This is a genomic window from Dyella agri (assembly GCF_044904705.1).
Taxonomy (GTDB): Bacteria; Pseudomonadota; Gammaproteobacteria; order Xanthomonadales; family Rhodanobacteraceae; genus Rhodanobacter_A; species Rhodanobacter_A agri.
This window is the reverse complement of sequence record NZ_JADIKL010000005.1, coordinates 115,128-141,297: the sequence shown is the minus strand read 5'-3', so window position 1 is coordinate 141,297 and position 26,170 is coordinate 115,128. Positions and strand designations below refer to the sequence as shown.

Sequence of the window (26,170 nt, the reverse complement as noted above, 5' to 3'; positions counted from 1 at the left end):
CCGATACAGGATGTGCGCCCATGAAGAAGATCATCTTCGGCAAATGCTATGCGTTTTCCGGCGACGCGGCGCTGGAAGCGCTGCTCGCGGAAAGCCTGGCGCTGTACGCGGACGCCGGCGACCGCGAACCCATGGTGAACATCCGCATCGGCCACGCCGTACCTGCGTACAAACCTTCCTCGATCAATCCCAGGGTGCACGAGACATTCGAGCACGGGATGCTGACCTCGTTTCCCGCGGTCGACGTGTACTGGGAGCGCGCCAGCGGCGACCGCCTGGAGGTGGACGTCATCGTCAAGCCGCGACGCGGCCTCCGGCGCACGGTCCACAAGCTGCTGTCGATGGAGTACTCGCGCGAGAACGAAACCTTCGAGCAGATCCTGCACGAGTTCGTGCTGGTGCCGTCGGTCTATTTCTTCAAGGATGTGGTGCCGATCCATGCCGCCTCCGTGACGATCGGCGGCAGTGCCTGCCTGCTCGCCGGCACCGCCGGCGTCGGCAAGTCGTCGGCCCTGCTCGCGCTGAGGGGCAGCGAGAACGTCGGCTTCGTCAGCGACGACATCGTCATCATGTCCGACACCGCCCGCGTCAACGGCAACATGGCGTGGCCGAAGATCTACGGCTACAACTGCGTCGGCAACGCGATGAAGAACGAGATCCTCGCGGGACGCGGGTGGATCGACCGCGCGCACTTCAACATCAAGAACCACATGAATTCCGCCAACGTGCGACGCAAGATGTCGCCCGACCGGCTGTACCACCGCGTGGAATCCGCTTCGGCGCCGCTGTCCCGCCTGTACTACGTGGTGCGCGAGGACGTGCCCGAGATATGCGTGTCCGAGCTGGGCCTGACCAACGCCATCGAAATGACGATCGCCGTCATCAGCGCCGAATACAGCGTTTTCCACGACCACCTCTACTGGGAGAAATACAACGCGCTGGCCACCGCGCGCCCCGCGATGCTGACGATGGAGGAAGTGACCGCGAACTGGCGGCGGGTGCTTACGACGAGCCTGGCCGCGGTGGGCTGCTTCAAGATCAGCGTTCCCTTCGAGGTCGATCATGCCGTCTACCAGGACAGCGTGACCGACATCGTCGTCACGGGTATGGCTGCATGACCGTGAACGTCGCCATCCTGACCAACGCCTATCCCTACCTCCCCGGCGAGCAGTTCATCGAGGACGAGATCGGCTATTGGGCCGCGCGCACCGACGCCAGCGTGGCCTTGCTGCCGGCGCTGGCCACGGGAACGCCGCGATCCGTGCCCGCGGGCATCGCGGTCGATCTCGACCTGGCGCGCTCCGCAAAAGCCTGGCGGCTGTGGTTCATGCTGCTGGCGCTGTGTTCTGCAATTTTCCGCCGCGAGCTGGGCTATCTGCGGCGCTCGCGGAAGATGAACCTGCACACCGCTGCACGCGCCCTGCTGCACACCTCCAAGGTGCTCGAACAGGCTGCGCAGCTACGGCGGTACGCCAGGGTTTATGGCCCGATCGACGTGGCCTACTGCTACTGGAACGAAACGCAGGCCTGCGCTGCACTGCTGGCCAAGGAGTACGGTGCGGTCCGCAAAGTCGTCTCGCGCGTGCATGGCTTCGATCTGTACGAGGCGCGGCGCAGGGATGGCTACATGCCGCTCAAGCGACAGTTCATCGCCGGCTACGACGCGATCTTCGCACTGTCGCGCGAGGCGCAGAGCTACCTGCAGCGGACCTACGGCGCACCGCCGGGCAAGATTCGCATCAGCCCGCTGGGCGTGCCGCTGGCCGGCGCACTCGCACGCCCGAGCGCCGACGGACGCCTGCATATCGTGTCGGTTTCCTTCTGCCTGCGCGTGAAGCGGCTGGACAAGATCGTCAGCGCCATCGGCCTGCTCGGCCAGCGCCATCCGGACGTCGGCATCAGCTGGACGCATATCGGCGACGGCCCGTTGCTGGACGAGATCAAGGCGCTGGCAAGGGTCGAACTGGGTGGCCTGGCAAACGTCGCCTGCACCTTCGCCGGCGACTTGCCCAATGCTGCCGTCAAGGCGTTTTACCTCGGCACGCCGGTGGACGTGCTGGTCAACGCCAGCGAATCCGAAGGCGTCCCGGTTTCCATCATGGAGGCGATGAGCGCGGGTGTGCCGGCCGTTGCTCCCGACGTGGGCGGCGTTTCCAGCCTGGTGTCCGATCGCTGCGGCGCGCTGCTGAGCCCCTGCCCCAATGGCCGTGACATCGCCGAGGCGATGGCGCAGGTGGCGTTCGACGACCGGCGCGATGACCGGCGCGCGCAGGCGCGGCAGGCGATCGAGGCCGGTTTCGATGCTGCCAGGAATTATCAGGATTTCGTAGCGAGTGTGGTCGCCATCGGTGCGTCCGGCGACAAGCAACCGGCCCAGGCTGCCCCCGGGGCGGCGTACCGGACCCGGCAAGCGGCGAGACGGTGAACGTGACAGTGACTCAACTAGACAGGTCAACGGGTGAACATTCGAACCGTGCTGGCATTTGCCATCGGCCCCATCGCCACCGCCGGGCTCGGCCTGGTGACGGTGCCGGTGATCGCCTGGGTATTCCCTCCCGCCGACGTGGGCCGGTTGAACATCGTGCAGATCGCGGTGTCGTTCGGCGTGCTGCTGTTCAACCTGGGACTGGACCGCGCCTATGTGCGGGAATACCACGAGTGGAACGATCGCGGCGCCTTGCTGAAGGCCTGCTTCGCGCCGGGGCTTGCGTTGATGTTGCTGGCGATGCTGTTCACCATGCCGATCGACAAGCAGCTGGCCGACTGGCTGTTCGGGCTGGGGCATACCGCGTATTACTGGACGCTCGTGGCCTGCGTGGTGGTGAGCTTCATTTCGCGGTTCCTGTCGCTCATCCTGCGCATGCAGGATCGCGGCATGGCGTTTTCCATGAGCCAGATCCTGCCCAAGGTGATCTTGCTGCTGGCCGTCGGCGTGCTGGCGCTGCCGGTCTTTTCCCGGTCGTTCGGCGCTCTGGAAGCGGCCTACCTGGCATCGCTGCTGTCCGTCCTGTTCGTTTACAGCCTGAATACCTGGCGCGAGTGGAGCCCGGCCTTGCGGGCCCCGGTTTCCCGCGCACAGGTCCGTGGCCTGATCAACTACGGTGCGCCGCTGATCTTCGCCGGCGTGGCCTACTGGGGACTGGACGCCACCAGCACGCTGGCCCTGCGCTCGCTGTCCAGCCTGCCGGAGCTGGCGATCTATTCGGTTTCCATGAGTTTCGCCGGCGTCGGCGTGGTGTTCCAGACGATCTTCACCGTGCTGTGGGCGCCGATGGTCTACAAGTGGGTGGCCAACGGCGTGGACATGCGACGGGTCGACCACATTGCCCACCAGGCACTGGCCGTGGTCTGCACCCTCTGGGTCCTGAGCGGGACCATGTCCTGGCTGATCGACTTCATCCTGCCCGCGCACTACCACCAGGTGAAGTACCTGATGCTGTGCTGCATCGGCGAGCCGCTGCTCTACACGCTTTCCGAAGTGACCTGCGTCGGCATCGGGATAACGCGCCGCTCCATGTTGTCGCTGTGGTCGACCGTGGCCGCGCTGCTCGTCAATGTGGTCATCAGCGTGTGGCTGGTACCGGGTTATGGCGCCGCCGGCGCGGTGGTCGCCAACTCCATCGCGTTCCTCGCTTTCTTCGTGGCGCGAACCGAGGCCTCGGCCCACGTCTGGCGACCGTTTCCGCGCGCACGGCTGTATGTGTTCGTCACCGCCATGGTCGGCCTTTCCATCGCCACGCTGGTACTCGGTCCGCGTGCCCCGGTCCAGGTCGGCCTGGTCTGGCTGGCGTTGCTGCCGGTCGTGATCTGGTGCTTCCGCGTCGAATGGGCCGCTATGCACGCGTCGCTGCGCCAGGCACTCAAGTCGGAACGCGCCTACCCGGAACCGGAGCCGGAAGAGGTTCCAGGCAGCCTGCCATGAGCCGGACCGTGCCCTGCTGCAGGTCGCATCGCCATGTCGGACGTCGCCGGCGGCGCGGAGACATCCGGGCGCAAGCCGCGTCCCTCTGCAGCGTCGCCATCCCCGCCGGCGCGATGGCGGGTGAGTCGGAGGTGCGGCCATGACCAAGATCAACCTGTTCGTGTTCGCGGCGCACCACCTGTCCGGCAACATCGCCGCGCAGCGGTTCAAGGGCTTGCTGAAATACCTGGACACGACGAAGTACCGGATCTTCGTGTTCGCCCGCGAACCTGCGGCGGGCGCGCCCATGGCGACCACCGCATCGACCGCGGGCGTCACCATCTTCCCCTTGCCCGGACGCTGCGTGGGGAGCGAATCCTCTACCGCAGCGTCGTTGCTGACGCTGGCGGCGGCCTTCGTGCGTCCGCTACCGTTCCTGGTTGCCAGCGGCGGTGGAAGCGAGCGGCCCTGGCTGGTCCAGGCGCTGGCCGAGGCCGATCGGCTGTGTGTCGAGAAACTGGCCGCCGGCGAGCGTTGTGTAGCCATCGGCACGTATTCGCCGATCGACTCCCTGGTCGCCGCCGCCAGCCTGGCCAGCCGGCATCGCATCGGCTGCCTGCAGGATTTCCGGGATGGGCTGGTCTTCGAGCCGCTGGGCAAACCCGGCCGGTTGCGGACCTGGATGCGCACGCTGATCGAGGCGCGCGTGGTGGCCGCGGCCGGCCTGGTCACTTCGGTCAGCCCGCCCCTGGTGGCGGATTTCCAGCGGCGCTATCCGGACAAGGCCACGGCGACCCTGCCCAACGGCTACGACCCGGCCGACTTCGCCGCCTCCGGCGGCACCACCGGCGACGACACCCGCGCCGCTACCATCCTCGCCCGGCACGTTCCGCCCGGCGCCTCGCTGATCGGGCATTTCGGGCGCATCGGCGCCAGCGACGGGTCGGCGTCGAACAGTCTCGACTTCTTCGTCGATGCCTTGAATGCATCCCCCGAAACCGCGGCGAACAAGCACGTGATGTTCGTGGGGGAGCTGACGGCCGCGGAGCAGGCCACACTCCAGCGTGCCAGGTTTTCCGTCAGCGCGATCGGACCGGTGGAACGCCCGCTGGCGCTGCAGCTGATGCAGCGCTGCGACCAGCTGCTGCTGCTGACCGGTTCGCGGGCCAGCTGCGCCACCGGCAAGCTGTTCGAGTACCTCGCCGCCGGAGCGGACATCGTCTGCATCTCGGGAGTGCGCAACGCGGCCACCGCCATCCTCGCCGAGACGGGAGCAGGACGTAGCCTGCTCACCGGCGAACAGGCAGCGGCCGCCGATGCCTTGCGGATCGCCTTGTCGTCGCCTGCACTTGCAGCGCACCGCGACGTCAGCCCCTACAGCAAGCCCGCGCAAGCCGGCATGCTGGATCGCTGGCTTTCGGAAATGGTGCTGCCATGAGTACCGGCAACGCTCCGTCGCCGACCGCACCGGCTGGCCCGTTCCTGCCGCTGGACGCGCTCGAGGATACAGGCAGGTACCGGCTCACCGTGGGCCACATGTTCCTGGGCACGGCCTCGCTGCTGCTGTTCCTCTCCGTGGTGATACCGAATTCCATGCCCATCTCCACCGCGGCGGTGATGGGGCTGGCGTTCCTGCTGGCGCTGCCGGGACTGCGCATCGGCCCCGGTTTCAGGAACCTGCTGACGATGTACGCCTGTTCGGTGATCGTGACGATCGTCTACATGATCGTGGGCGGCATGCACGATGCGCCGCTGGTCGCCACGGTCCAGGTGGGTGCCATCTACATACTTTCGCCCCTGCTGTGGACGTTCATCGCCGAAGCCCTGGTCAGGCGGCTTGGCGCCGACCGGTTGATCCACTGGTTCGCCATGCTCAGCCTGCTGTGTGCCGTCAGCGTCGCCTTGTTCTTCTATCTCTACCTCAGGCATGGTGCGGCGGCCGTGGCCTTCTTCTTCCAGGGCGCCAACATCAACCAGAACGAGGGATTCTCCGGCGCCACCATGCACGTCTATGGTTCGCTGATCTTCCTGTGCGGCGGATTCTTCAGCTCGCCCGAACTCATCAAGGGCCGGCTGTTGCGGCTTGCGTTGCTGGCGGCGCTGCTGGTCTGCGCGCTTACTTCCGGCCGTTCGGCGCTGATCCTCGCGGTACCGATAGGCTGGCTACTCGGCCTGATGCTGACACCGCGCACGACCCAGCATCCGCACAAGTCGGCGATCACCCGCATCATCCGGTACGGCCTGCCGACGATGATCGCGGTGGTGGCCGCGCTGTTTCTGCTGCAGGCCTACACGCAGATCAGCTTGTCGAAGGTGATCGACGTCGTCACCACCAAGCTCGCCTCGGGCGGTGGCGAAGCACGCGTGCAGATGGGCCATTCGCTGTACGCCGGCATCCTGGGTGACAACGGCATCGGCTCCGGCCACGGCGTCGGCGTCAGCTTCATCAGCGACCCGATCCACCCCTGGCGCTACGAGCTGGTGTGGCTGGCCACGATCTACCGGGTCGGCATCGTCGGCGCGCTGGTCTACGCGCTGCCGTTCGTGATCTACATGATCGCCGTGCTGCGGCTGGCGTATGCATGCCGCCTGCCGCCCGTGCACAAGTTCATGTTCTGCGGTTTCTTCTGCGCATTCCTCGCGACCAACACGAATCCCTACATCGAAGCCTTCTCGTTCCAGTGGATGTATGTCGTCCCGATGGTGGCGCTGTTCGTCGACTACCCTGCAAGCCTGCGGCGGGTTCCGGAATGAAGCGTCTCCGGGTGTTGCTGTTTTCCAGGTATTCACGGCTCGGCCCCAGTTCGCGGCTGCGCAGCCTGCAATACCTGCCCCAGCTGCAGGAGCACGGCATCGACGTGCAGGTGCATGCACTGTTCCCCGACGACTACCTCGATACCTTGTACGGGAACCGCCCCGGAAGCACCCGCTATCTGGCATGGCGCTACTGCTGCCGACGGGTCGCGCAGCTGCTCCGCCGCGACGAGCACGACCTCGCCTGGATCGAAGGCGAGCTGTTCCCCTACCTGCCCTACCCGATCGAGTCGATGCTGGCGCGATCCACCCGGCCATACGTCGTCGACTACGACGATGCGCTGTTCCACAAGTACGACTTGTCGCCGAACCCGCTGGTGCGGCGCATGCTGGGCCGCAAGATCGACCGGGTCATGCGTGGCGCCGCCTGTGTGATCGCCGGCAACCGCTATCTGGCCGCACGCGCTTCGCAGGCGGGCGCGGCGCGGGTCGAGATCATTCCGACGGTGGTCGACGGCCGGCGCTACGCGACGGTGACGCACACCGGCGGCGGCCAGCCGATCATCGGCTGGATCGGTTCGCCCGCCACCGAGGAGTACCTGCTGGACAGCCGCGACGTGCTGGAGCAGGTCTGCGCCAAGCATGGTGCGCAACTGCTGCTGGTGGGGCCGCGGGCCGAGGTCGCCGAACAATTCGGCAGCATCGTGCCAGAGGTGGCGGCCTGGTCCGAGGACAGCGAGGCCGCGACGATCGCCCGCATGGACATCGGCATCATGCCGCTGCGCGATGGCCCGTGGGAGCGCGGCAAGTGCGGCTACAAGATCATCCAGTACATGGCCTGCGGCTTGCCCGTGGTCGCCTCTGCGGTCGGCGCGAACCTCGACATCGTGCGCCACGGCGAGGACGGCTTCCTGGCGGAGGGCGCTCCCGCATGGCGCGACGGACTTGAACGGCTGATCGCGAACCCGTCCTTGCGCGCACGCATGGGCCGGTCGGGCCGCGCGCACGTCGAGGACGAATACAGCGTGGCCGCGCAAGCGCCACGGCTGGCGCAACTGCTGCACGACGCGGGGCAACGCCGATGTGCGGCCTGACCGGTTTCTGGCAATGGCGCGGCGCCACGCGCGAAGCGCTGCAGGGACAGGTGCAGGCCATGTCGGCGCGGCTGACGCATCGCGGCCCCGACGACGGCGGTCTGTGGTGCGACGAGGTGGCCGGGATCGCGCTGGCGCAGCGGCGCCTGGCGATCCTCGACTTGAGCGCCGCCGGTCACCAGCCCATGCACTCGGCCTGCGGACGTTACGTGCTCGTGTTCAACGGCGAGATCTACAACCACCTCGAGCTGCGTGCACGCCTGGATTCCGAAGGCGGTGCGCCGAAATGGCGCGGGCATTCCGACACCGAGACCCTGGTCGCCTGCTTCGTCGCCTGGGGCGTCGAGCATACTTTGCAGGCCAGCGTCGGCATGTTCGCGTTCGCCTTGTGGGACCGGCAACAGCGGGCGCTGACGCTGGCCCGCGATCGCCTGGGCGAGAAGCCGCTGTATTACGGCTGGCAGGGCGACTCCTTGCTGTTCGGCTCGGAACTCAAGGCACTGCGGGCGCATGCGGAGTTCCGCGCCGAGATCGATCGCGATGCGCTGGCGCTGCTGCTGCGGCACAACTGCATCCCTGCGCCCTACGCCATCCACCGTGGCGTCACCAAGCTGCGCCCGGGGCATCTGCTGCGCATCCCCGCCGATGCGCCGCAGGACGCACAACCGCGGCCGTACTGGCGCTACAACGACGCGGTCGGAGCAGGCCTGGACCATCCGCTGGACGGCACGGACGAGGAGGCCATCGACGCGCTTGAGACGCAGCTCGGCGCCAGCGTCGGCGCGCAGATGCTGGCCGACGTGCCGCTTGGCGCGTTCCTCAGCGGCGGCATCGACAGCAGCACGGTCGTGGCCTTGATGCAGGCGCGCAGCCGCCGCCCCATCAAGACATTCACCATGGGGTTCGGCGAGAACGACTACGACGAGGCCGCGCATGCCAAGGCCGTGGCCACGCATCTCGGCACCGAGCACACCGAACTGTACGTGCGCCCCGAGGATGCGCTGGCGCTCATTCCGCGGCTGCCCTCGATCTTCTGCGAGCCGTTCGGCGACAGCTCGCAGATCCCCACCTTCCTGATCAGCCAACTGACCCGCCGTGAAGTGACCGTGGCCTTGAGCGGCGACGGCGGCGACGAACTGTTCGGCGGCTACAACCGCTACCTCGGAGCGCGCACGGCATGGGAGCAGATGCAGCGCCTGCCCTCCTTCGTCCGGCATGCCGGTGCCGGCGCGCTGCGCGCCATGTCACCGGCGACCTGGGACAAATGGTTCGAGCGCGCCAAGCCGCTGCTGCCGAAGCGCTGGCACCTGGCCACGCCGGGCGACAAGGCGCAGAAGCTGGCGGACGTGCTCGCGCAGTCCAGCGGGCATGACTTCTTCCTCAATCTCGCCAGCCAGTGGAAGGACCCCGGCAGCATCGTGATCGGCGCGCGGGAGCCGTCGACCTTGTTGACCGACTCCAGCGCGTGGCCGCGCACCGGCAACCTGGCGGACTGGATGATGGCGATGGATGCACAGAGCTACCTGCCCGACGACATCCTGGTGAAGGTAGACCGCGCCGCGATGGCCAACAGCCTGGAGACCCGCGTGCCGATGCTCGACCATCGCGTGGTGGAACTGGCATGGCGCGTCCCCCTGCACCGGAAGATCCGCGACGGCGAAGGCAAGTGGCTGCTGCGCCAGGTGCTGTACCGGCACGTGCCCAGGACACTGGTCGAACGACCCAAGATGGGGTTCGCCATCCCGCTGGACAGCTGGTTGCGCGGCCCCCTGCGCGACTGGGCGGAAGCCTTGCTCGACGAGGGTCGGCTGCGCCGGGAAGGTTATTTCTACCCGAAACCGATCCGGCAAAAGTGGGACGAGCATCTGAGCGGCCGACGCAACTGGCAGTACCCGCTGTGGACGGTGCTCATGTTCCAGGCGTGGCTGGAAGAAAGCTGGAGGGTGTCCCCATGAAAGCCGTCCTGTTCGCCAACACGGATTGGTACCTCTACAACTTCCGCCGCGCGCTGGCGATGTCCCTGCAACGGGCGGGCTACGAGGTCTTGTTGATTTCCCCACCCGGACCTTACGGCGACAAGTTGCGCGCACTGGGCCTGCGTTGGGAACCGGTGCCGATGCAGCGGCGCAGCCTCAACCCGCTGCGTGAACTGGCGCTGCTGTGGCATCTGGTCCGGCTGTTGCGGCGCGAACGGCCGATGCTGGTGCATGGCTTCACCATCAAGTGCGCGGTGTATGGCTCGCTGGCGGCGCGACTGGCCGGCGTTCCGGCCCGGGTGAATGCCGTGGCTGGCATGGGCTACGTGTTCATCAGCCCGGACCTGAAGGCCCGGCTGCTGCGCCCCGTGGTGCGCGGCCTGATGCGGCTGGCGCTGGGCGGCGAGGACGCCCGCCTGATTCTGCAGAACGCGGACGACGTGGCCTTGTTCGAGCAGGCCGGCCTCGTCGATCAGGCACATATCCGCCTGATCCGCGGTTCGGGCGTGAACTGTGCGCAGTTCGCCAGCCAGGCCCACACGAAACCGCCCGGCGACGGGCGCATGCGCGTGCTGCTGGCGAGCCGGCTGCTCTGGGACAAGGGCCTCGACGAATTCATCGCCGCGATCCGGCAATTGCGCCTGCAGGGCTGCACCATCCACGCGCTGCTCGCCGGCACTCCGGATCCCGGCAACCCGGCCGCGGTTCCGGAAGCGACGATACGCGGCTGGGTGGACGAAAAACTGGTCACCTGGCTAGGCCATGTCGATGACATGGCCAGCCTGCTCGGTTCGGTCGATGTCGTGGTGCTGCCGAGCTATCGGGAGGGATTGCCGAGGACACTGGTCGAGGCGGCGGCCTGCGGACTTCCGCTGATCACCACGGACGTCCCCGGTTGCCGCGAGGTGGTGTCCGACGGCGTCGATGGCCTGCTGGTCCCGGTGCAAAACAGCAAGGCGCTGGCGCACGCCATCCGGCGACTGCGGGACGACCCGGCGCTTGCGCGCCGGCTGGGCGATGCGGCCCGCATCAAGGCGCGGTCGCAGTTCGACGAGCGCATCGTCATCCAGCACACCCTGGAGGTTTACGCGGAATTGTGCGACCCGGCGACGGCGCCGGTCGAATCGTCCCTGTAGGCATCCATCTGCCGGGCCATGCGTGCCTGGCGCAACACACGCCATGTGCCGTTCGGAGAGCCGCATCCATCCGCGATGGAATCGACCGGGAATCCATAGGAATCGCGGCAGCGCCGCGGAAACCGCACACGACCGGAGACTGTGCCATGCCATCCTCGTCGCAAGTAACGAATGTCCTCGACTTCCTGCCCGCGGCGGAACACGCCGCCATCCGCAACGGCAACAGCTCGCACGACTGCACCAGTGGCATCCAGGCGGCCATCGACATGGCTGGACGCAAGGTATTCGTGCCGGCCGGGGTCTATCCCGTAAGACAGCTCAGCCTCAAGTCCGGCATCGAGCTGTGCGGCGAGGGCAATGCCAGCGAGCTGAAGGCGTATGACAGTTCGCCGAGCTGCGAATTCATGCTCGCCACCTACGTCCGCGATGGTGGCAGCAGCGATCCGGCGGGCAACATGCGCAACATCCATCTGCACGACCTGAAGCTCAACGGACGGGTGGCGGAGTTCGGCTACCAGCAGTATTTCTACCTGCTGGCCGTCAATGCCACTTCGGACATGACCGTCGAGCGGGTGACGTTCTACGGTTTCCGCGGCGACGGCATGTACGTCGGATCGGGAACGCTCCACAACACCGAACGCCACAACCAGCGCATCGTCGTGCGCAACTGCCTGTTCGACGGCGCGGTCAAGGACAACCGCAACGGCCTGTCCATCATCGACTGCGACCACCTGACCGTCGAAGGCTGCGTCTTCCAGAACATCGGCAACGCGAAGTTGTCGCATTCGGTGGGCGGCATCGATTTCGAGCCTGATCACAACTGGAGCGTGTACCGCGACGTGACCATCGCCCATTGCAAGTTCATCGATATCGATACGGTGAACACCGCGGGCATCACCTTCTTCAATGGGCACCAGGCGGGCGACAATATCCATGACTGGCTCGTTTCCGACTGCCAGTTCACCAACTGCTACTGGGGCATCGATACCGCGACAAGGGCCAAGGCTCCCGCGGACGTGGCCGACAACCTCACCGTGCGCAACTGCCACTTCCTCAACTCGGTTCGCGTCGACATCGCAGTCAATGGCTTGAGCGGCACGCAGGTCAGCGGCTGCACCTTCCAGCGTTCGCCACCGGGTTCCGGCCCGGGCGGCGACGCGATAAGGCTGGGGTCCTTCGCTTACCGGACCAGCGAAAACGCCATCGACACGATCATCACCGGAAACACCTTCATCGCCATACGCCCGCAGATGGGTGCGATCGGGGTGCTTGGCGCCAACGGGCTGGTATGCGCGGGCAATGTCTTCGTCGACATCCACGGCTCCTGCATCAACTTCGCCGAGGGCAATACGCCCGACAACTCCAGGGAGATCGAGGCGGTGATCATCTCCGGAAACAAGATAAGGCGCAGCGCGAACGCGGCGCCGGGCGCCGCCGCCATGTCGTTCCTGAGTACGAGCAACCAGATGCGCATCAGCCGGGGCCATCTGGTGGTGGAGCGCTCCATCGAATACGCCAACGACATCGAGGACGACATACGGAACATCGCGAACGGCGCGACGATCCAGCTCGAAGGGCTCAGATGACCGCACCGCGCGGGCGGCGGTGATTGCAACGCTCCCGCCTTCCCCGCACTAACGAATCTTGGACTCCTGCGGGTTTGCCTCAGGGCTTGCCGCGTAGACTCACTGGCGATTCGAATGTTCCGCCGAACGGAGCACCTTGGCTCCGCTACCACTTGTCTCGCACGCATGCTCTCTCCGCGGTACGGCGAAACCGGACGAGAGGGTATGCCGCTCGTTGCGGCTCTCGTCCTGCCGGCGCGCTTCCTGGCGCAGCCACATGCGCCTGGTCATCACCATGTACAGGCCGAGGATCAGGCAAAACACCGCGAGGTTGGCCCCTGCCGAATGCACCACGCCGCTGACAATGGCGCCGATCGACGCGAGCGCCATGGCGAGCACGACGAGCGCCATCAAGGTGGCGCGGGGGCTCAGGCCGGACCCCAGCAGCATATGGTGGATATGGCCGCGATCCGGCCTGAAGGGCGACTGGCCTTCGCGCATGCGCCGGTACATCACCGAAAGCGTGTCGCACACCGGCAGCGCCACGCACCACAACACATCGACGGGCGACAAATGCGTTTCGGGTATCTGGCTCATGCGGATCAGCGCCCAGGCCAGCAGATAGCCGACCAGCGTGCTTCCGGCGTCGCCGAGGAAAATCTTTCCGCCCATGAAGCCGAGGTTTGCGGCCAGGTAAGGGAGCGTCGCCGCGCCGAGCAAGGCCAGCAATGCGACGACCCGGTGCAAGGGCGTGGGCAAGGCGAACAGCAGGACGGCGGCAATGCTGATCAGGGTCAGGCTGCCGGCAAGGCCATCGATGCCGTCCATCATGTTGAACGCATTCACCAGGCCGATGACGGCGATCACCGTTACCGGCACGCCGAGCCAGCCGAGCGCCACCTCGTGGCCAAAGATCTGCCCCAGCGTGTGGACGTAGACGCCGGTACTGGCGATCACCGTCAGTATCGCGATGGTCTGGGTCAACAGGCGATCCCGCACGCTGAGGCCAAAGCGATCGTCCAGCGCACCAAGCAAGGCAAGCACGGCGGCAGTTTCAAGCAAGGTCCCTTCGAACTTCCGGAAGGCCCCGTAGCAGGCCGCACCCACGATCAGTCCCATGAAAATCGCCAGGCCGCCCACCAGCGGTACCTCGCCAAGATGCTGCTTGCGCTGATCGGGACGATCTACCAAGCCAAGCACCATGGCGACCCGGCGCATAACGACGATGGCTACAGCTGATGTGCACGCGGCAATCAAACCATCGAGGAGCAATCGCAGTTCCTGCATGGGACTTTAGCCTCCTACCTGTCTCGATCGAATCCCCCAAGGTCCGAGCGAGCTCAATGTGTGAGTGGTTCGACCAACAATCGGCAAATGCCTCGTTGGCTTACGTCTCCGGAGAGTGGATTCGCCTGACGGATACTTTTTCCTGCCTGGATCAATCCCGGACCAACCGTCGGCTCGACAATGAGTGCGTGGAAAACATGGCGCTAACGTCAGGCTTTTGAACCTATCACTTTTGGATGTCGATTCTGGTACAGCGCGAATATCTATTCAGCCACAACCCGTTTATATGAGCGCCACATGAATCGAATGTTCAAATTACGTTCCGTAAAAACTGGCTGTTCCTTGAATCAATTTTCAGCACAATTCCACGTCAATCGCCTAAATAATTGTTCCAGCAGACGCCGACTCGCCATTGAGCCGGACACTCATTTTCAATGAGAATCGCAACAGGCATTTCAAATGCATCTGCGATTGAATTGGCGTATCCGCCACATACAGGTCGTTGTCATGACCTCAATGGTCACGACCATGTTGCATGACCTGATATCTCCCGTCGCCATCACGCGCTGTTTGGCGTGCATGCGACGGCGACAGGGATTCACACGCGCCATGGCACCTGGCCATGGCGCGGACTTGCAATGACAATCAGTGGGTTGCGCTGTAATTCGCGGCAGCAGCACTGGTAACCAGCGTCGCCGAAGGCAGCAACTGGCTCAGGAAACGGTTCCAGCGGGTTATGCCGGCCGCACCCACGAACACCACATCGCCCGGCTTCAGCCTGAAGTCGTCTCCAAGCGCAAACGCCGAAGGTGAACGGGCATCAAGCTGGAAGACCTTGGCCGGGGCGTTTTCCAGATCGCTCGCCCCACGAATGACATAGACCGCCCTGCCATTGGCAGTGACTGGATTGAGGCCTCCGACGCGACCCAGCGCCTGGGTCAGCGTCACGTAAGGAAGCGCCCTGAAGGTGACCGCCTGCGGGCGCATGACCTCGCCCATCACATATACCTCTTCGGAATCGTTGTAGCCGAGCAACAGGCGATCGCCTGGCTTCAGGTAGATGTCCTTCGCCAAGCCCCGACTGTCGTACAAGGCGGCCAGATCCAGGTGATAGTCGTGGCCGTCGCGGTTCAGTATCAGGTTGGACATGTTGGCCTGGTCGGCGTTGATGGTCGCCGTTCCAAGCGCCTGCCCCAAGGTCAGCGGGACCGAGGTGATCGACTGTGGGTCCGTCTTCATGAAGGCGCCCTGGAACGTCACGTGCTGGCTGTTGTAGCCGACGATGCTGACGTCCACCTGCGGCTTCTCCACGAATTTCGCGATCTTGCCCTCAATGGTCTGACGCACCTGTTCGATCGTCATTCCCGCCACTTTGATCGACCCCACATAGGGATAGAACAAGGTGCCGTCCGAACGCACCAGGCGCCCGTTCGCCGCTGTTTGCTGTTGTGCGCCCGCCGGCGATGTCAACTCCGGATGATCCCAGATCGTGATGTATAGCGAGTCGCCCGGCCCAATGAGGTAAGCCCCTGGTTGATACGAAAGCAGCGCCTCCGGTACCGATGCGTTCATTATCGGCGATTGCTTTTCCGCCAATAACTGCGGGGTAATCGTCACCAATTGGACTTGGCTGTTATCCGATGGCGTGCCGCGAACCAGGCCTTTTTCGGACATTTCCTGCCCAGGCGCCCATACGCAGCCGCTGACAAGCAGCACCGATCCAAGAACAACAAAGGCGCAAGTCTTTTTCATGATCAAAAGGTCCTCGTGGATGCAATCTGCCGGCCACATCTGCAGCCGCCAACCAGCGGCACGCGCAATTCTGCGAATCCGGATTTTCGACCACACGATCCATGCACCGAATAGCGAATTCGCTTATCGGGGGGTGGTCAACTGAATCTGATCGTTTAATAGCCGCGGCGGAAATCAGCCGCTGGAGGGGGAAGAAAGAAATGCCACATATGGCGTGAAAAATACATCACTTGCGACAATCGCGTTTAGAAACCGTACACCTCATTGCACGCTCGACTGCGCGCAAAATGCAGCGAATCGCGCATGCTTCATGCAGCAAAACCCGGATGATCCCCATCGTCATCGCGCCCCGCTGTTGCGCGCCAGCGCTGGATCCGGCGCGTAAAAATCTTGAGATGGTTCGACCTCCGAACCTCACGCCGGATGCCGCGGCGGATGCATCCGCCGCAGCCCCGACACCGGCCTCTTGCTGGCAATTTTTGTCATTGGCTGACTCACTGCGCCACCACTGGTCCGACGCCTGCGGCACGCGTTCGGGGCGCGTCGCGCCTCCCGGGAATGCACATGTCAAACCGGGGTGGGCCGCGCCTCGCCGCTGCCCGTGGCACTCGCAACAAACCGCGACCCCGATCGCAAATCCATGCCGGAAATTCCGGCCGGCGCGCGCGATCCGCGCCAACGCTCCCGTTTGGCACGATACTGGCTTCAGTTGAGAGTCCTCAGCTGACTGTCCAGCTGCCTGTTACGGATGCGAGACCACATGGAAAACAACGAGAACAAGCCATTCTGGGGGAAAAATTCCCGGGGATTCTGGCTCTTTGTTTGCCTGACGATCAGCGCGGTGGCCGGCTGGGCGATGTTTCATATGGGCATCCTCCACTGATCCCACGGCATTCCGGCGACACGACCTTCCTCGCTCGGGCCTGTCTCGGTGCCGGGCACCGGAAGACCCGCATAAAGCCCTGCCCTGGCGCACAGACTCGCTGACCGGCGAAACACACATCCCCCGCCCATCCGGGCGCACGGCGCGCCTGCCGGCTATGACATACGTTCCCGACGGGGCGATTGCGGCAACTTCGGTGACACCACGTATTCATTCGAGCTCATGTGTCGGGTGGATCCACGGCCGGCGGATTCCCGTTCACCTGCAAGTTGCTACGCTTCCAGGACATGTATCGGCCCGGAGCTGGAATGAACGCCAGCACATTCGTCATCTCCATCGACTTCGAGCTGTATTGGGGCGTGCGGGATACCCGCAGCCTCGATTCATTCCGCCATCGTCTGGATGGCGTCAGGCAGGCCATCCCGCGCATGCTGCGCCTGTTCGAGCAGCATCACGTTCACGCCACATGGGCGACAGTGGGCCTCCTTTTCTGCCGGGATCGCGGCGCGGCGCTGCTGGCTGCCCCATCCGAAAGACCCGGCTACGAGAACGTTGCGCTATGCCCGTACCGCTATCTGGAACAATCGGTGGACCTCGATGAGCGCTATCACTTCGCACCCGAGCTGGTCGAACTGATCGCCTCGACGCCGGGACAGGAAGTGGCGAGCCACACGTTTTCGCACTACTACTGCCGCGAAGCCGGCCAATCGATGACGGCGTTCCGCGCCGACCTCGAGGCGGCCATCCGCATCGCGGCGGCGCGCGGACTCGTCCCACGCAGCCTGGTTTTTCCCCGCAACCAGTGGAATCCCGATTATCTGGCCGTGCTGGCCGAACACGGCATCACCGCCTATCGCGGCAACGAGAACGGCTGGCTCTACGCCGCTACCGATCGCGGCGGACAGAACGCCGTGCGTCGCATGGGCCGGCTGTTCGACAGCTACGTCAATCTCAGCGGGCATCACACGTATGCATTGGAGAGCTGCGCCGGCGAGCTGCCGTTCAACTTTCCGGCCAGCCGTTTCCTGCGTCCCTATAACCCGCGGCTTGCCTGGCTGGAGGGGTTGAAGCTACGCCGGATCACGCGTGCGATGCGCCATGCAGCCCGGCACCACGAGGTATTCCATTTGTGGTGGCACCCGCACAATTTCGGTGTCGACATCGACCAGAACATCGGCTTCCTCGAGCGGGTGATCGAGGAGTTCGAATACCTGCGGGAGCATGAAGGCATGCGCTCGCTGGGCATGGCCGAACTCACCGAAGCGTTGGTTGCAGGATGAACCAGCGAACTCCACGCATCGTCATGCTATGCGGCGATGGACCCAGCTCCTGGTTCATGTACAACGCGCTGGCGGCCGAGGTCGACGTCCTCGCCGTCGTGGTGGAGCAGAAGCCGTCGGCGCGGGCGATGATCCGGCACCGCCTGCGCATGCTGGGCCTGCTCACGGTCACCGGCCAGCTCGCCTTCCTTCTGTTCAACCGGCTGTTGGCGCGGCTGCAGCATCGCCGCGTCGATGAGTTGATCCTTCGGTTTGGATTGCAGGCCAGGTTGCCTCCCGCAGGCATCCTCCACCGGGTGGAGAGCGTCAACACGGCAGCGGTGCGTCGCCTGCTGAAAAAGCTCAAACCCGATGCCGTGGTCGTGAACGGTACGCGCATCCTTTCGCGCAGCGTGATCGGCTGTATCCCCCGCCCTTTCATCAACACCCACGCCGGCATCACGCCGCGCTACCGCGGCGTGCATGGCGGCTACTGGGCGCTGGTCCACGGCGATAGCGAGAACTGTGGCGTCACCGTCCATCTGGTCGATGCCGGCGTGGATACCGGCGGCGTGCTGTACCAGCAGCGGATCCACACCGAGGGCAGCGACGGATTCAATACCTACCCGCTGCATCAGCTTGCCGCGGGGATCCCGCTGATGAAGAAGGCCTTGCGCGACGTCCTGGACGGCACCCTGGTCAGCCGCGACGGCGTTGCTCCGTCCAGGCTCTGGTACCACCCTACCCTCGGCCAATACCTGTGGTACCGGCTTTCCAGATCGGTCAAATAGATCCATCGGGCAACGGCGAATGTGCCACTCGTACGTCGTGCGCGCAAACGAAAACGGCGACCTCTTCGCAGAGATCGCCGCATCGGATTGTCACTCGAAGCTGGTAGCGGGGGCAGGATTCGAACCTGCGACCTTCGGGTTATGAGCCCGACGAGCTGCCAGACTGCTCCACCCCGCATCAGAATCCGGAGATTGTAGCGACACCTGCGATTGACTGCAAGCGTCGCTATCGGAATTTCCATCGAATCGTTCGATGGAATTCCTCAACCAAGACCGAACGAGTGGCGGCACCAGCCCAGCAGCGGGCCCCAGTACACACCCAGCACGAGCAGCGCCAGCGCATTCAGCGACAGCACCACGCGCATCGACGTATCGGGCGTGGGCTGGTCGGCGCCGCCTTCGACGGGCTTGTCGAAATACATCACCTTGACCACGTGCAGGTAGTAGTACAGGCCGATGATCGCGAACACCGCGCCAGTGAGCGCCAGCCACAGCATGTGCGCATCGATGGCCGCCTGCAGCACCAGGTACTTCGCGTAGAAGCCGAACAGCGGCGGCACGCCGGCCAGCGAGAACATCGCCAGCGCCATCAGCGCGGCGAACCACGGCGAACGCTGGTTCAGGCCCTTGAGGTCCGCGATCTCTTCGCATTCGAAGCCCGCGCGGGCCAGTGCCAGGATCACGCCGAACGCCACCGTGCTCATCAGCGCGTAGCTGATCGCGTAGAACATCGCCGAGGCGTAGCCCTCCGGTCCGGCGTTGACCAGGCCCATCAGCAGATAGCCCATGTGCGAGATGGTCGAGTAGGCCAGCAAGCGCTTGAGGTTGGTCTGCACGATCGCGACCAGGTTGCCGATCGCCATCGACAGCACCGCGACTGCAGACAGCATCAGCTGCCAGTGCTGCGACAGGTCGCCCAGGCCGGTTTCAAGCAGGCGCCAGGCCATGCCGAACGCGGCCAGCTTCGAGGTGGAAGCAATGAAGGTGGTGACCGGCGTGGAAGCGCCCTGGTAGACGTCCGGGATCCACATGTGGAACGGCGCCGCGCCGAGCTTGAAGGCAATGCCCACCAGCATGAAGATCAGGCCGAACACCAGCAGGTGCGGCATCGCGCTGTGCGGCACCGCGCCGTGCAGCTGGGCCAGGTCCAGCGTACCGGTGGCGCCGTACACCATCGACATGCCGTACAGCAGCATGCCCGAGGACAGCGCGCCCAGCACGAAGTACTTGATCGCCGCCTCGGAGGACAGCGGGGAGTCGCGGTTCAGCGCTACCAGCGCGTACGACGACAGCGTCAGCAGTTCCAGGCCCAGGTAAATCATCACCAGATTGCCGGCCGACACTAGCAGCATCACGCCGAGCACCGCGAAGATCATCAGCGTGTAGAACTCGCCCACGAACTGCCGGCGCTCGAGCAGGTACGGCCGCGCGTAGATGAACACCAGCACGGTGCACAGCAACGCGAACGCCTTGAGGATTTCCGAGGCCTGGTCGCGCACGAACATGCCGCCGAACGCGGTCACGGTGACGTCGGGCTGGCCCGCGACCACCATGTAGCCGGCAAACAGCAGCACGAGGATCGAGAGCCAGTGCAGCCAGCCACGCTGCTCCGGCTTCATGAAGGCATCCAGCAGCAGCAGCAAGCACGCCGCCGCCACCAGGTAGAACTCGGGCAACAGGACCAGGATGTCGTTGAAGGTAATCATGTTCTATCCCGATCAGATCTTGTGGATGGCCAGCTGCTGCACCAGCTGCGTCACCGAGCTGTCCATCAGGCGGATCAGCGGCTCCGGCCAGACGCCCAGCGCCACCGTCAGCGCGGCGAAGGCAAACAGCACGAAGGTCTCGCGGCCGTTGATGTCCTTCATCTCCGCCACGTGCGGGTTGTGGATGTCGCCCCACAGCACGCGCTTGACCAGCCACAGCGTGTAGGCCGCGCCGATGATCAGGGTGAACGCGGCGAACAGCGCGATCCACGGGTTGGCCTTGAAGCTGGCCAGCACCACCATGAATTCGCCCACGAAACCGCTGGTGCCCGGCAGGCCGCAGTTGGCCATCGCGAACAGCACGTAGAAGAAGCCGAACCACGGCATCACGTTGATGACGCCGCCGTAGTCCTTGATCATGCGGGTGTGCAGGCGGTCGTACATCACGCCGATGCAGGTAAACATCGCGCCGGAGACGAAGCCGTGCGAGATCATCTGCACCATCGCACCCTGCATGCCCAGACGCGCCGAGTCGACGTCGCCGAGCCCGCGCGCCAGCATGAAGGCGACGAAGATGCCCAGGGTGACGAAGCCCATGTGCGCCACGGATGAATACGCCACCAGCTTCTTCATGTCCTCCTGCACCAGCGCCACGTAGCCGATGTAGACGATCGCGATCAGGCTCAACAACACCACCAGCCAGGCGAAGTGCTTGCCGGCATCAGGCACGATCGGCAGGATGAAGCGCAACATGCCGTAGGTGCCGACCTTCAGCATCACCGCCGCCAGCACCACCGAGCCGCCGGTCGGCGCCTCCACGTGGGCGTCCGGCAGCCAGGTGTGCACCGGCACCATAGGCACCTTGATCGCAAACGCGAGCAGGAAGGCAAAGAACACCCACGCCTGCTCGGTGAAGCTCAGCGGCAGCGCCGCCAGCGTACGCAGATCGAACGTGCCGGCCTTGTGGTACAGGTACAGCAGCGCGATCAGCATGAAGATCGAGCCGAGGAACGTGTAGATGAAGAACTTCAGCGTCGCATACACGCGCCGCGGGCCGCCCCAGATGCCGATGAGGATGAACATCGGGATCAGCATCGCCTCGAAGAACACGTAGAACAGCAAGGCGTCGGTAGCGCAGAACACGCCGATCATCAGGCCTTCTAGCGCCAGCATCGCCGCCATGTACTGGTGCGGCTTGTTCTGGATCACCTCCCACGCGCCGACCACCACGAGGATGCCGACGATGGTGGTGAGCAGGATCAGCGCCACCGAGATGCCGTCCACGGCCAGGCCGTAGTGCACGTTCAGCGAGGCGATCCACAGGTGGCTCTCGACCAGCTGCATGCCGCCCTGCGCGGCGTCGTACTGCGGCAGCAGGAACAGGCTCACCACGAAGGTGAGCACCATGAACAGCAGCGCGAGCCAGCGCGCGGCATTGGGACGGGCGGAGCCGGCCAGCAACACCGGCACGGCGCCGGCGATGGGCAGCCAGATCAGCAGGCTGAGCAAGTGATTGAACATGAGTGCTTGCTTCCCTTATTGCGCAGCCAGCATGGGACCGAACAGCCAGTACCCGCCGAGCAGCAGGATCAGGCCGATGATCATCGCGAAGGCGTACTGGTAGAGGTAACCCGACTGCAGCCGGCGCATGCCCGAGGCGATGCGGCGGGTCATGGCGGTGGTGCCGTCGATCATCACGCCGTCGATCACCGCGGCGTCGCCGGCCTTCCAGAACAGACAGCCCAGCTTCACGCCACCGCGGGCGAACAGCACGAAGTACACCGCGTCGAACCAGTACTTGTGGTTGAGCACCTGGTAAAGCGGATTCAGCGCCTTCTTCAGCTTGTCCGCCACGGCCGGGTTGAACAGGTAGATGTAGGTGGTGATCGCGAAGGCCAGCAGCACCAGGCCGAACGGTCCGACCGGGTTGAGCCCGTGCAAGGCCATTGCCACGGCGCCCTGGAACTCCTTGCCCATCTCACCCAGCACGTCGTTCGCTTCGTTCACGTGGATCGCGCTGCCGAACCAGCCGCCGAACAGCATCGGCTTGGCGGCAAAGAAGCCCACCAGAAGCGACGGGATCGCCAGCAGCACCAGCGGCAGCGTGACCACCCACGGCGACTCCTTCGGGGTCTCGTGCATGATGCCCTGCTCGTGGTGGCCGTGGTCGTCCATGTGTTCGACGTGGTGGCCATGGCCGTGGTTGTGCACCACGGTGAAGCGTTCCTTGCCGTGGAAGGTGAGGTACATCTGGCGGAACGTGTAGGTCGCGGTAACGAAGGCGCCGGCCAGCACGCAGAAGTAGGCGTAGCCCGCACCCCAGCGGTGCGACTCGCCGACTGCCTCGATGATCGCGTCCTTCGAATAGAAGCCCGAGGTGAACGGCACCGCCACCAGCGCCAGCGAACCGATCCACATGGTGATCCAGGTGATCGGCATGTACTTGCGCAGGCCGCCCATGTAGCGCATGTCCTGCTCGTGGTGCATGGCGATGATCACCGAGCCCGCGCCGAGGAACAGCAGCGCCTTGAAGAAGGCATGGGTCATCAGGTGGAACACCGCGCCGGCGTAGGCCGACACGCCCAGCGCCACCGTCATATAGCCCAGCTGCGACAGCGTGGAGTACGCGACGACGCGCTTGATGTCGTTCTGCACGATGCCGATCAGGCCGGTGAACAAGGCTCCTGTCGCACCAATGACCATCACGAAGCTGAGCGCCGACTGCGACAGCTCGAACAGCGGCGACATGCGCGCCACCATGAAGATGCCCGCGGTCACCATCGTCGCCGCATGGATCAGCGCGGAGATCGGCGTGGGGCCCTCCATCGAATCAGGCAACCACACGTGCAGCGGCACCTGGGCGCTCTTGCCCATCGCACCGATGAACAACAGGATGCAGATCACCGTGGCGGCATCCCACTGCACGTTCTGGGTGATCGCCAGCGTCTTGCCCACCAGGGACGGCGCCGCAGCGAACGCGGTGGCGTAGTCCAGCGTGTTGAGGAAGTACAGCACCGCGGCGATGCCCAGCAGGAAGCCGAAGTCGCCCACGCGGTTGACCAGGAAGGCCTTGAGGTTCGCGAAGATCGCGGTCGGACGCTTGAACCAGAAGCCGATCAGCAGGTACGACACCAGGCCCACCGCTTCCCAGCCAAAGAACAGCTGCAGGAAGTTGTTGCTCATCACGAGCATCAACATCGAGAAGGTGAACAGCGAGATGTAGCTGAAGAAGCGCTGGTAGCCCGGATCTTCGTGCATGTAGCCGATGGTGTAGACGTGCACCAGCAGCGACACAAAGGTGACCACCACCATCATCATCGCGGTGAGGCGGTCGATCATGAAGCCGACGCTGGCGTTGAACCTGCCGATCTCGAACCAGGTGTAGAGGTTCTGGTTGAAGTTCGGCGCGCCGCCCCAGACCAGCTGGTACAGCACGTAGAACGACAGGCCGCAGGAAATCAGCAGGCCGAGGATGGTGACGCTGTGCGCACCGGCGCGGCCGATCTGCTTGCCGAGAAAACCGGCCAGCACACAGCCCACCAGCGGCGCGAGCGCGATGATCAGCAGGATTGAAGTGGACAAAGGCATCGGATCAACCCTTCATGCTGTCGATTTCGGCGACGTTGACCGTGCTGCGATTGCGGAACAGCAGCACCAGGATCGCCAGGCCGATCGCGGATTCCGCCGCGGCCACGGTGAGGATGAAGAACACGAACACCTGCCCCGCCACGTCGTGGCCGAAGCGGGAGAACGCCACGAAATTGATGTTCACCGCCAACAGCATCAGCTCGATCGCCATCAGCAGCACGATCACGTTCTTGCGGTTGATGAACAGGCCGGCGACGGCAATGCAGAACAGAATCGCGCCGAGCACGATGAAGTGCGAAAGAGTAATCATGGCTTGGACTCCGGAGCCGGTGCTGCATCGGCGGGGCGCTCGGCCGCCATCTTCACCACGCGCACGCGGTCGCGCGGATTGATCGCGACCTGCTGGCTGGCCAACTGGCGCTTCACGCCGATGCGCTCGCGCAGGGTCAGCGCCACCGCGGCGATCACGCCCACGGTAAGGATCAGCGCGGCGATCTCGAACGGCAGCAGGTACTGCGTATACAACGCCTTGCCCAGCCATGCGGTATTGGAGTCGCCGGCCGGGTTCGCGCCCATGGTCTGCGCATGCATCGCACGCACGCCGATCAGGCCGATCATCTCCACCAGCATCACCACGGCCACCACCAGGCCCACCGGCAGGAACTTCACGAAGCCCTCGCGCAGTTTCTCCTGGTCGATGTCCAGCATCATCACCACGAACAGGAACAGCACCATCACCGCGCCCACGTAGACCACGATCAGCGCGATGGCGAGGAATTCCGCCTCGGCCAGCATCCAGATGCAGGCCGTGCTGAAGAAGGTCAGCACCAGCGCCAGCACCGCGTGCACCGAGTTGCGCAGGGTGATCACCGCCAGCGCCGCGACCACCGTGACGGCAGCGAATGCGTAGAAGCAGGCGAGTTGGAACAGATTCGGATCAATCATGGCGTTCCGTCCTCAGCGGTAGGCTGCGTCTTGCGCACGGGCGGCGGCAATCTCCGCCTCGAAGCGGTCGCCGATCGCGAGCAGCTGCGGCTTGGTCACCACGTTCTCGCCGCGGTGCTCGAAGTGGTACTCGTGCACATGCGTCTCGACGATGGAATCCACCGGGCAGCTCTCTTCGCAGAAGCCGCAGAAGATGCACTTGAACAAGTCGATGTCGTAGCGCGTGGTGCGGCGCTGACCGTCGCCCTCACGCGGCGCGGAATCGATGGTGATCGCCAACGCCGGGCACACCGCCTCGCACAGCTTGCAGGCGATGCAGCGCTCCTCGCCGTTCGCGTAGCGGCGCAGCGCATGCAGGCCGCGGAAGCGGTTCGACTTGGGGATGTGCTCCATCGGGTAGCGCATCGTGTACTTCGGGCTGAACATGTAGCGCCAGGTCAGCGCCATGCCCTTGAGCAGCTCGGCCAGCAGCAGGCTGTTGAAATAACTGATTACGCGTTTCATCGGAACCTCAGACCCCCGCGATGCCGTAGTACTTCATGCAACCGGCCACCAGCACCCAGACGATCGCGATCGGAATGAACACCTTCCAGCCCAGCCGCATGATCTGGTCGTAGCGGTAGCGCGGGAAGGTCGCGCGGAACCACAGGAACAGGAAGGCGAAGAAGAAGACTTTGGCGATCAGCCACAGGAAACCGCCGTGGCCGATCAGGCCCCAGCTCTCCGGGAACGGGCTGAGCCAGCCGCCCATGAACAGGATCGAGGCGAGGAAGCTCACCAGGATCATGTTGGCGTACTCGGCGAGGAAGAACAGCGCGAACGCCGAGCCGGAATATTCCACGTGGAAGCCGGCCACGATCTCCGACTCGCCCTCGGCCACGTCGAACGGGGCGCGGTTGGTCTCGGCCACGCCGGAGATGAAATAGACGACGAACACCGGCAGCAGCGGCCACATGTACCAGCTGAAGATGCCCTTGCCGCCGGCCTGCGCGTTGACGATGTCGGTGAGGTTCAGCGAACCGGCCAGCACCAGCACGCAGACCAGGCACAAGCCCATCGCCAGCTCATAGGAGATCACCTGTGCCGCCGAGCGCATGGCGCCGAGCAGTGCGTAGCGCGAGTTGGAGGCCCAGCCGGCGAGGATGATGCCGTACACGCCCAGCGAGGTCATCGCCAGCAGGTAGAGCAGGCCCGCGTTCGCGTTCGACAGCACCAGCTTGGTGCCGAACGGGATCACCGCCCATGCCGCCAGCGCCGGTATCAGCGCGAGCAACGGCGCGAGATAGTACAGCGCACGATTCGCCTTGCTCGGCAGGATCACTTCCTTCAGCAGCAGCTTCGTCACGTCGGCGAAGGCCTGCAGCAGTCCGAACGGACCAACCTTGTTCGGCCCCATGCGCACGTGCATCCAGCCGAGCACCTTGCGCTCCCACCACACGTACAGCGCCACCGTGACCACCAGCGGCAGCACGACGCACAGGATGTGGATGACCGGCCAGACGACCTGGTTGAGTAGCTGTTCGCCCATGTGCC

General features: G+C 64.6%; 21 protein-coding genes and 1 tRNA gene. 12 read left to right on the top strand and 10 right to left on the bottom strand.

Features of this window, described 5'->3' with window-relative positions; all coding sequences use genetic code 11:
- Nucleotides 1–20 precede the first annotated feature (20 nt).
- The 9 genes from ISP14_RS11080 to ISP14_RS11040 all read left to right on the top strand — a co-directional run bounded on the left by ISP14_RS11080 (nucleotide 21) and on the right by ISP14_RS11040 (nucleotide 12,447).
- Nucleotides 21–1,118, top strand: coding sequence for a hypothetical protein (locus ISP14_RS11080; protein ID WP_404539546.1), 1,098 nt, complete (start codon nucleotides 21–23; stop codon nucleotides 1,116–1,118).
- Nucleotides 1,115–2,425 carry a glycosyltransferase gene (locus tag ISP14_RS11075; RefSeq protein WP_404539544.1) on the top strand — a complete coding sequence of 437 codons (1,311 nt, stop codon included), beginning with the start codon at nucleotides 1,115–1,117 and terminating at the stop codon, nucleotides 2,423–2,425. Before ISP14_RS11080 ends, ISP14_RS11075 begins: the two co-directional genes overlap by 4 nt.
- 33 nt (nucleotides 2,426–2,458) lie before the next feature.
- The gene (locus ISP14_RS11070; RefSeq protein ID WP_404539541.1) at nucleotides 2,459–3,922 is read left to right on the top strand and encodes an oligosaccharide flippase family protein; all 1,464 of its coding nucleotides are present in this window, start codon (nucleotides 2,459–2,461) and stop codon (nucleotides 3,920–3,922) included.
- Between the two features lie 139 nt (nucleotides 3,923–4,061).
- Nucleotides 4,062–5,339 (top strand): glycosyltransferase family protein, encoded by a 1,278-nt coding sequence (locus ISP14_RS11065; RefSeq protein ID WP_404539538.1) that lies wholly within the window; start codon nucleotides 4,062–4,064, stop codon nucleotides 5,337–5,339.
- Nucleotides 5,336–6,655, top strand: a complete 1,320-nt coding sequence (locus ISP14_RS11060) for a hypothetical protein (protein ID WP_404539535.1) — start codon at nucleotides 5,336–5,338, stop codon at nucleotides 6,653–6,655. Before ISP14_RS11065 ends, ISP14_RS11060 begins: the two co-directional genes overlap by 4 nt.
- Complete coding sequence (locus tag ISP14_RS11055; RefSeq protein WP_404539533.1) at nucleotides 6,652–7,749, top strand: glycosyltransferase family 4 protein; 1,098 nt, start codon at nucleotides 6,652–6,654, stop codon at nucleotides 7,747–7,749. Before ISP14_RS11060 ends, ISP14_RS11055 begins: the two co-directional genes overlap by 4 nt.
- The gene (asnB, locus tag ISP14_RS11050; protein ID WP_404539530.1) at nucleotides 7,737–9,704 is read left to right on the top strand and encodes an asparagine synthase (glutamine-hydrolyzing); all 1,968 of its coding nucleotides are present in this window, start codon (nucleotides 7,737–7,739) and stop codon (nucleotides 9,702–9,704) included. The genes ISP14_RS11055 and asnB overlap by 13 nt, the downstream gene beginning before the upstream one ends.
- A complete protein-coding gene (locus ISP14_RS11045; RefSeq protein ID WP_404539527.1) occupies nucleotides 9,701–10,861 on the top strand; it encodes a glycosyltransferase family 4 protein in 1,161 nt (386 codons plus the stop codon). Before asnB ends, ISP14_RS11045 begins: the two co-directional genes overlap by 4 nt.
- The gene (locus tag ISP14_RS11040) at nucleotides 10,822–12,447 is read left to right on the top strand and encodes a glycosyl hydrolase family 28-related protein (protein ID WP_404539525.1); all 1,626 of its coding nucleotides are present in this window, start codon (nucleotides 10,822–10,824) and stop codon (nucleotides 12,445–12,447) included. Before ISP14_RS11045 ends, ISP14_RS11040 begins: the two co-directional genes overlap by 40 nt.
- Nucleotides 12,448–12,546: 99 nt before the next feature.
- Here the strand turns inward: ISP14_RS11040 and ISP14_RS11035 are convergent, their stop codons facing one another.
- Nucleotides 12,547–13,626, bottom strand: coding sequence for an undecaprenyl/decaprenyl-phosphate alpha-N-acetylglucosaminyl 1-phosphate transferase (locus ISP14_RS11035; protein WP_404539876.1), 1,080 nt, complete (start codon nucleotides 13,624–13,626; stop codon nucleotides 12,547–12,549).
- A gap of 732 nt (nucleotides 13,627–14,358) precedes the next feature.
- Nucleotides 14,359–15,387 carry a polysaccharide biosynthesis/export family protein gene (locus ISP14_RS11030; protein WP_404539874.1) on the bottom strand — a complete coding sequence of 343 codons (1,029 nt, stop codon included), beginning with the start codon at nucleotides 15,385–15,387 and terminating at the stop codon, nucleotides 14,359–14,361.
- A gap of 838 nt (nucleotides 15,388–16,225) precedes the next feature.
- On the opposite strand from ISP14_RS11030, the gene ISP14_RS11025 reads away from it, so the two are divergent.
- The 3 genes from ISP14_RS11025 (at nucleotide 16,226) to ISP14_RS11015 (ending at nucleotide 18,398) form a co-directional block, all read left to right on the top strand.
- A complete protein-coding gene (locus ISP14_RS11025; protein ID WP_404539522.1) occupies nucleotides 16,226–16,348 on the top strand; it encodes a hypothetical protein in 123 nt (40 codons plus the stop codon).
- 308 nt (nucleotides 16,349–16,656) lie between these two features.
- Entirely contained in the window at nucleotides 16,657–17,628 is a 972-nt protein-coding gene (locus tag ISP14_RS11020) for a polysaccharide deacetylase family protein (protein WP_404539520.1), read from the top strand.
- 56 nt (nucleotides 17,629–17,684) lie between these two features.
- Nucleotides 17,685–18,398: a formyl transferase gene (locus tag ISP14_RS11015; RefSeq protein ID WP_404539518.1), complete on the top strand. Its 714-nt coding sequence runs from the start codon at nucleotides 17,685–17,687 to the stop codon at nucleotides 18,396–18,398.
- 101 nt (nucleotides 18,399–18,499) lie between these two features.
- On the opposite strand, the gene ISP14_RS11010 is transcribed toward ISP14_RS11015, so the two are convergent.
- From ISP14_RS11010 to nuoH, 8 genes are all read right to left on the bottom strand, one after another.
- Nucleotides 18,500–18,576, bottom strand: a tRNA-Met gene (locus ISP14_RS11010).
- Nucleotides 18,577–18,661: 85 nt separating this feature from the next.
- Nucleotides 18,662–20,104: an NADH-quinone oxidoreductase subunit NuoN gene (gene nuoN, locus ISP14_RS11005; RefSeq protein ID WP_404539515.1), complete on the bottom strand. Its 1,443-nt coding sequence runs from the start codon at nucleotides 20,102–20,104 to the stop codon at nucleotides 18,662–18,664.
- A 12-nt stretch (nucleotides 20,105–20,116) separates the two neighbouring features.
- Nucleotides 20,117–21,625: an NADH-quinone oxidoreductase subunit M gene (locus ISP14_RS11000; RefSeq protein ID WP_404539512.1), complete on the bottom strand. Its 1,509-nt coding sequence runs from the start codon at nucleotides 21,623–21,625 to the stop codon at nucleotides 20,117–20,119.
- A 15-nt stretch (nucleotides 21,626–21,640) separates the two neighbouring features.
- The gene (gene nuoL, locus ISP14_RS10995; RefSeq protein WP_404539510.1) at nucleotides 21,641–23,692 is read right to left on the bottom strand and encodes an NADH-quinone oxidoreductase subunit L; all 2,052 of its coding nucleotides are present in this window, start codon (nucleotides 23,690–23,692) and stop codon (nucleotides 21,641–21,643) included.
- Between the two features lie 4 nt (nucleotides 23,693–23,696).
- On the bottom strand, nucleotides 23,697–24,002 hold the full coding sequence (nuoK, locus tag ISP14_RS10990; protein ID WP_077483669.1) for an NADH-quinone oxidoreductase subunit NuoK: 306 nt from the start codon (nucleotides 24,000–24,002) through the stop codon (nucleotides 23,697–23,699).
- Nucleotides 23,999–24,637 (bottom strand): NADH-quinone oxidoreductase subunit J, encoded by a 639-nt coding sequence (locus tag ISP14_RS10985; protein ID WP_404539507.1) that lies wholly within the window; start codon nucleotides 24,635–24,637, stop codon nucleotides 23,999–24,001. Before ISP14_RS10985 ends, nuoK begins: the two co-directional genes overlap by 4 nt.
- 12 nt (nucleotides 24,638–24,649) lie before the next feature.
- Nucleotides 24,650–25,141: an NADH-quinone oxidoreductase subunit NuoI gene (gene nuoI / locus ISP14_RS10980; protein ID WP_404539504.1), complete on the bottom strand. Its 492-nt coding sequence runs from the start codon at nucleotides 25,139–25,141 to the stop codon at nucleotides 24,650–24,652.
- A gap of 7 nt (nucleotides 25,142–25,148) precedes the next feature.
- Nucleotides 25,149–26,165 carry an NADH-quinone oxidoreductase subunit NuoH gene (gene nuoH / locus ISP14_RS10975; protein ID WP_404539501.1) on the bottom strand — a complete coding sequence of 339 codons (1,017 nt, stop codon included), beginning with the start codon at nucleotides 26,163–26,165 and terminating at the stop codon, nucleotides 25,149–25,151.
- Nucleotides 26,166–26,170: the final 5 nt, after the last annotated feature.

Excerpts from the sequence above, each read along its gene's own strand:
- ISP14_RS11080 (WP_404539546.1), top strand. The coding sequence starts at position 21 with ATGAAGAAGATCATCTTCGGCAAATGCTATGCGTTTTCCGGCGACGCG.
- ISP14_RS11075 (WP_404539544.1), top strand. The coding sequence starts at position 1,115 with ATGACCGTGAACGTCGCCATCCTGACCAACGCCTATCCCTACCTCCCC.
- ISP14_RS11065 (WP_404539538.1), top strand. The coding sequence starts at position 4,062 with ATGACCAAGATCAACCTGTTCGTGTTCGCGGCGCACCACCTGTCCGGC.
- ISP14_RS11060 (WP_404539535.1), top strand. The coding sequence starts at position 5,336 with ATGAGTACCGGCAACGCTCCGTCGCCGACCGCACCGGCTGGCCCGTTC.
- ISP14_RS11055 (WP_404539533.1), top strand. The coding sequence starts at position 6,652 with ATGAAGCGTCTCCGGGTGTTGCTGTTTTCCAGGTATTCACGGCTCGGC.
- asnB (WP_404539530.1), top strand. The coding sequence starts at position 7,737 with ATGTGCGGCCTGACCGGTTTCTGGCAATGGCGCGGCGCCACGCGCGAA.
- ISP14_RS11045 (WP_404539527.1), top strand. The coding sequence starts at position 9,701 with ATGAAAGCCGTCCTGTTCGCCAACACGGATTGGTACCTCTACAACTTC.
- ISP14_RS11030 (WP_404539874.1), bottom strand. The coding sequence starts at position 15,387 with ATGTCCGAAAAAGGCCTGGTTCGCGGCACGCCATCGGATAACAGCCAA.
- ISP14_RS11025 (WP_404539522.1), top strand. The coding sequence starts at position 16,226 with ATGGAAAACAACGAGAACAAGCCATTCTGGGGGAAAAATTCCCGGGGA.
- ISP14_RS11020 (WP_404539520.1), top strand. The coding sequence starts at position 16,657 with ATGAACGCCAGCACATTCGTCATCTCCATCGACTTCGAGCTGTATTGG.
- ISP14_RS11015 (WP_404539518.1), top strand. The coding sequence starts at position 17,685 with ATGTACAACGCGCTGGCGGCCGAGGTCGACGTCCTCGCCGTCGTGGTG.
- nuoN (WP_404539515.1), bottom strand. The coding sequence starts at position 20,104 with ATGATTACCTTCAACGACATCCTGGTCCTGTTGCCCGAGTTCTACCTG.
- ISP14_RS11000 (WP_404539512.1), bottom strand. The coding sequence starts at position 21,625 with ATGTTCAATCACTTGCTCAGCCTGCTGATCTGGCTGCCCATCGCCGGC.
- nuoL (WP_404539510.1), bottom strand. The coding sequence starts at position 23,692 with ATGCCTTTGTCCACTTCAATCCTGCTGATCATCGCGCTCGCGCCGCTG.
- nuoK (WP_077483669.1), bottom strand. The coding sequence starts at position 24,002 with ATGATTACTCTTTCGCACTTCATCGTGCTCGGCGCGATTCTGTTCTGC.
- ISP14_RS10985 (WP_404539507.1), bottom strand. The coding sequence starts at position 24,637 with ATGATTGATCCGAATCTGTTCCAACTCGCCTGCTTCTACGCATTCGCT.
- nuoI (WP_404539504.1), bottom strand. The coding sequence starts at position 25,141 with ATGAAACGCGTAATCAGTTATTTCAACAGCCTGCTGCTGGCCGAGCTG.
- nuoH (WP_404539501.1), bottom strand. The coding sequence starts at position 26,165 with ATGGGCGAACAGCTACTCAACCAGGTCGTCTGGCCGGTCATCCACATC.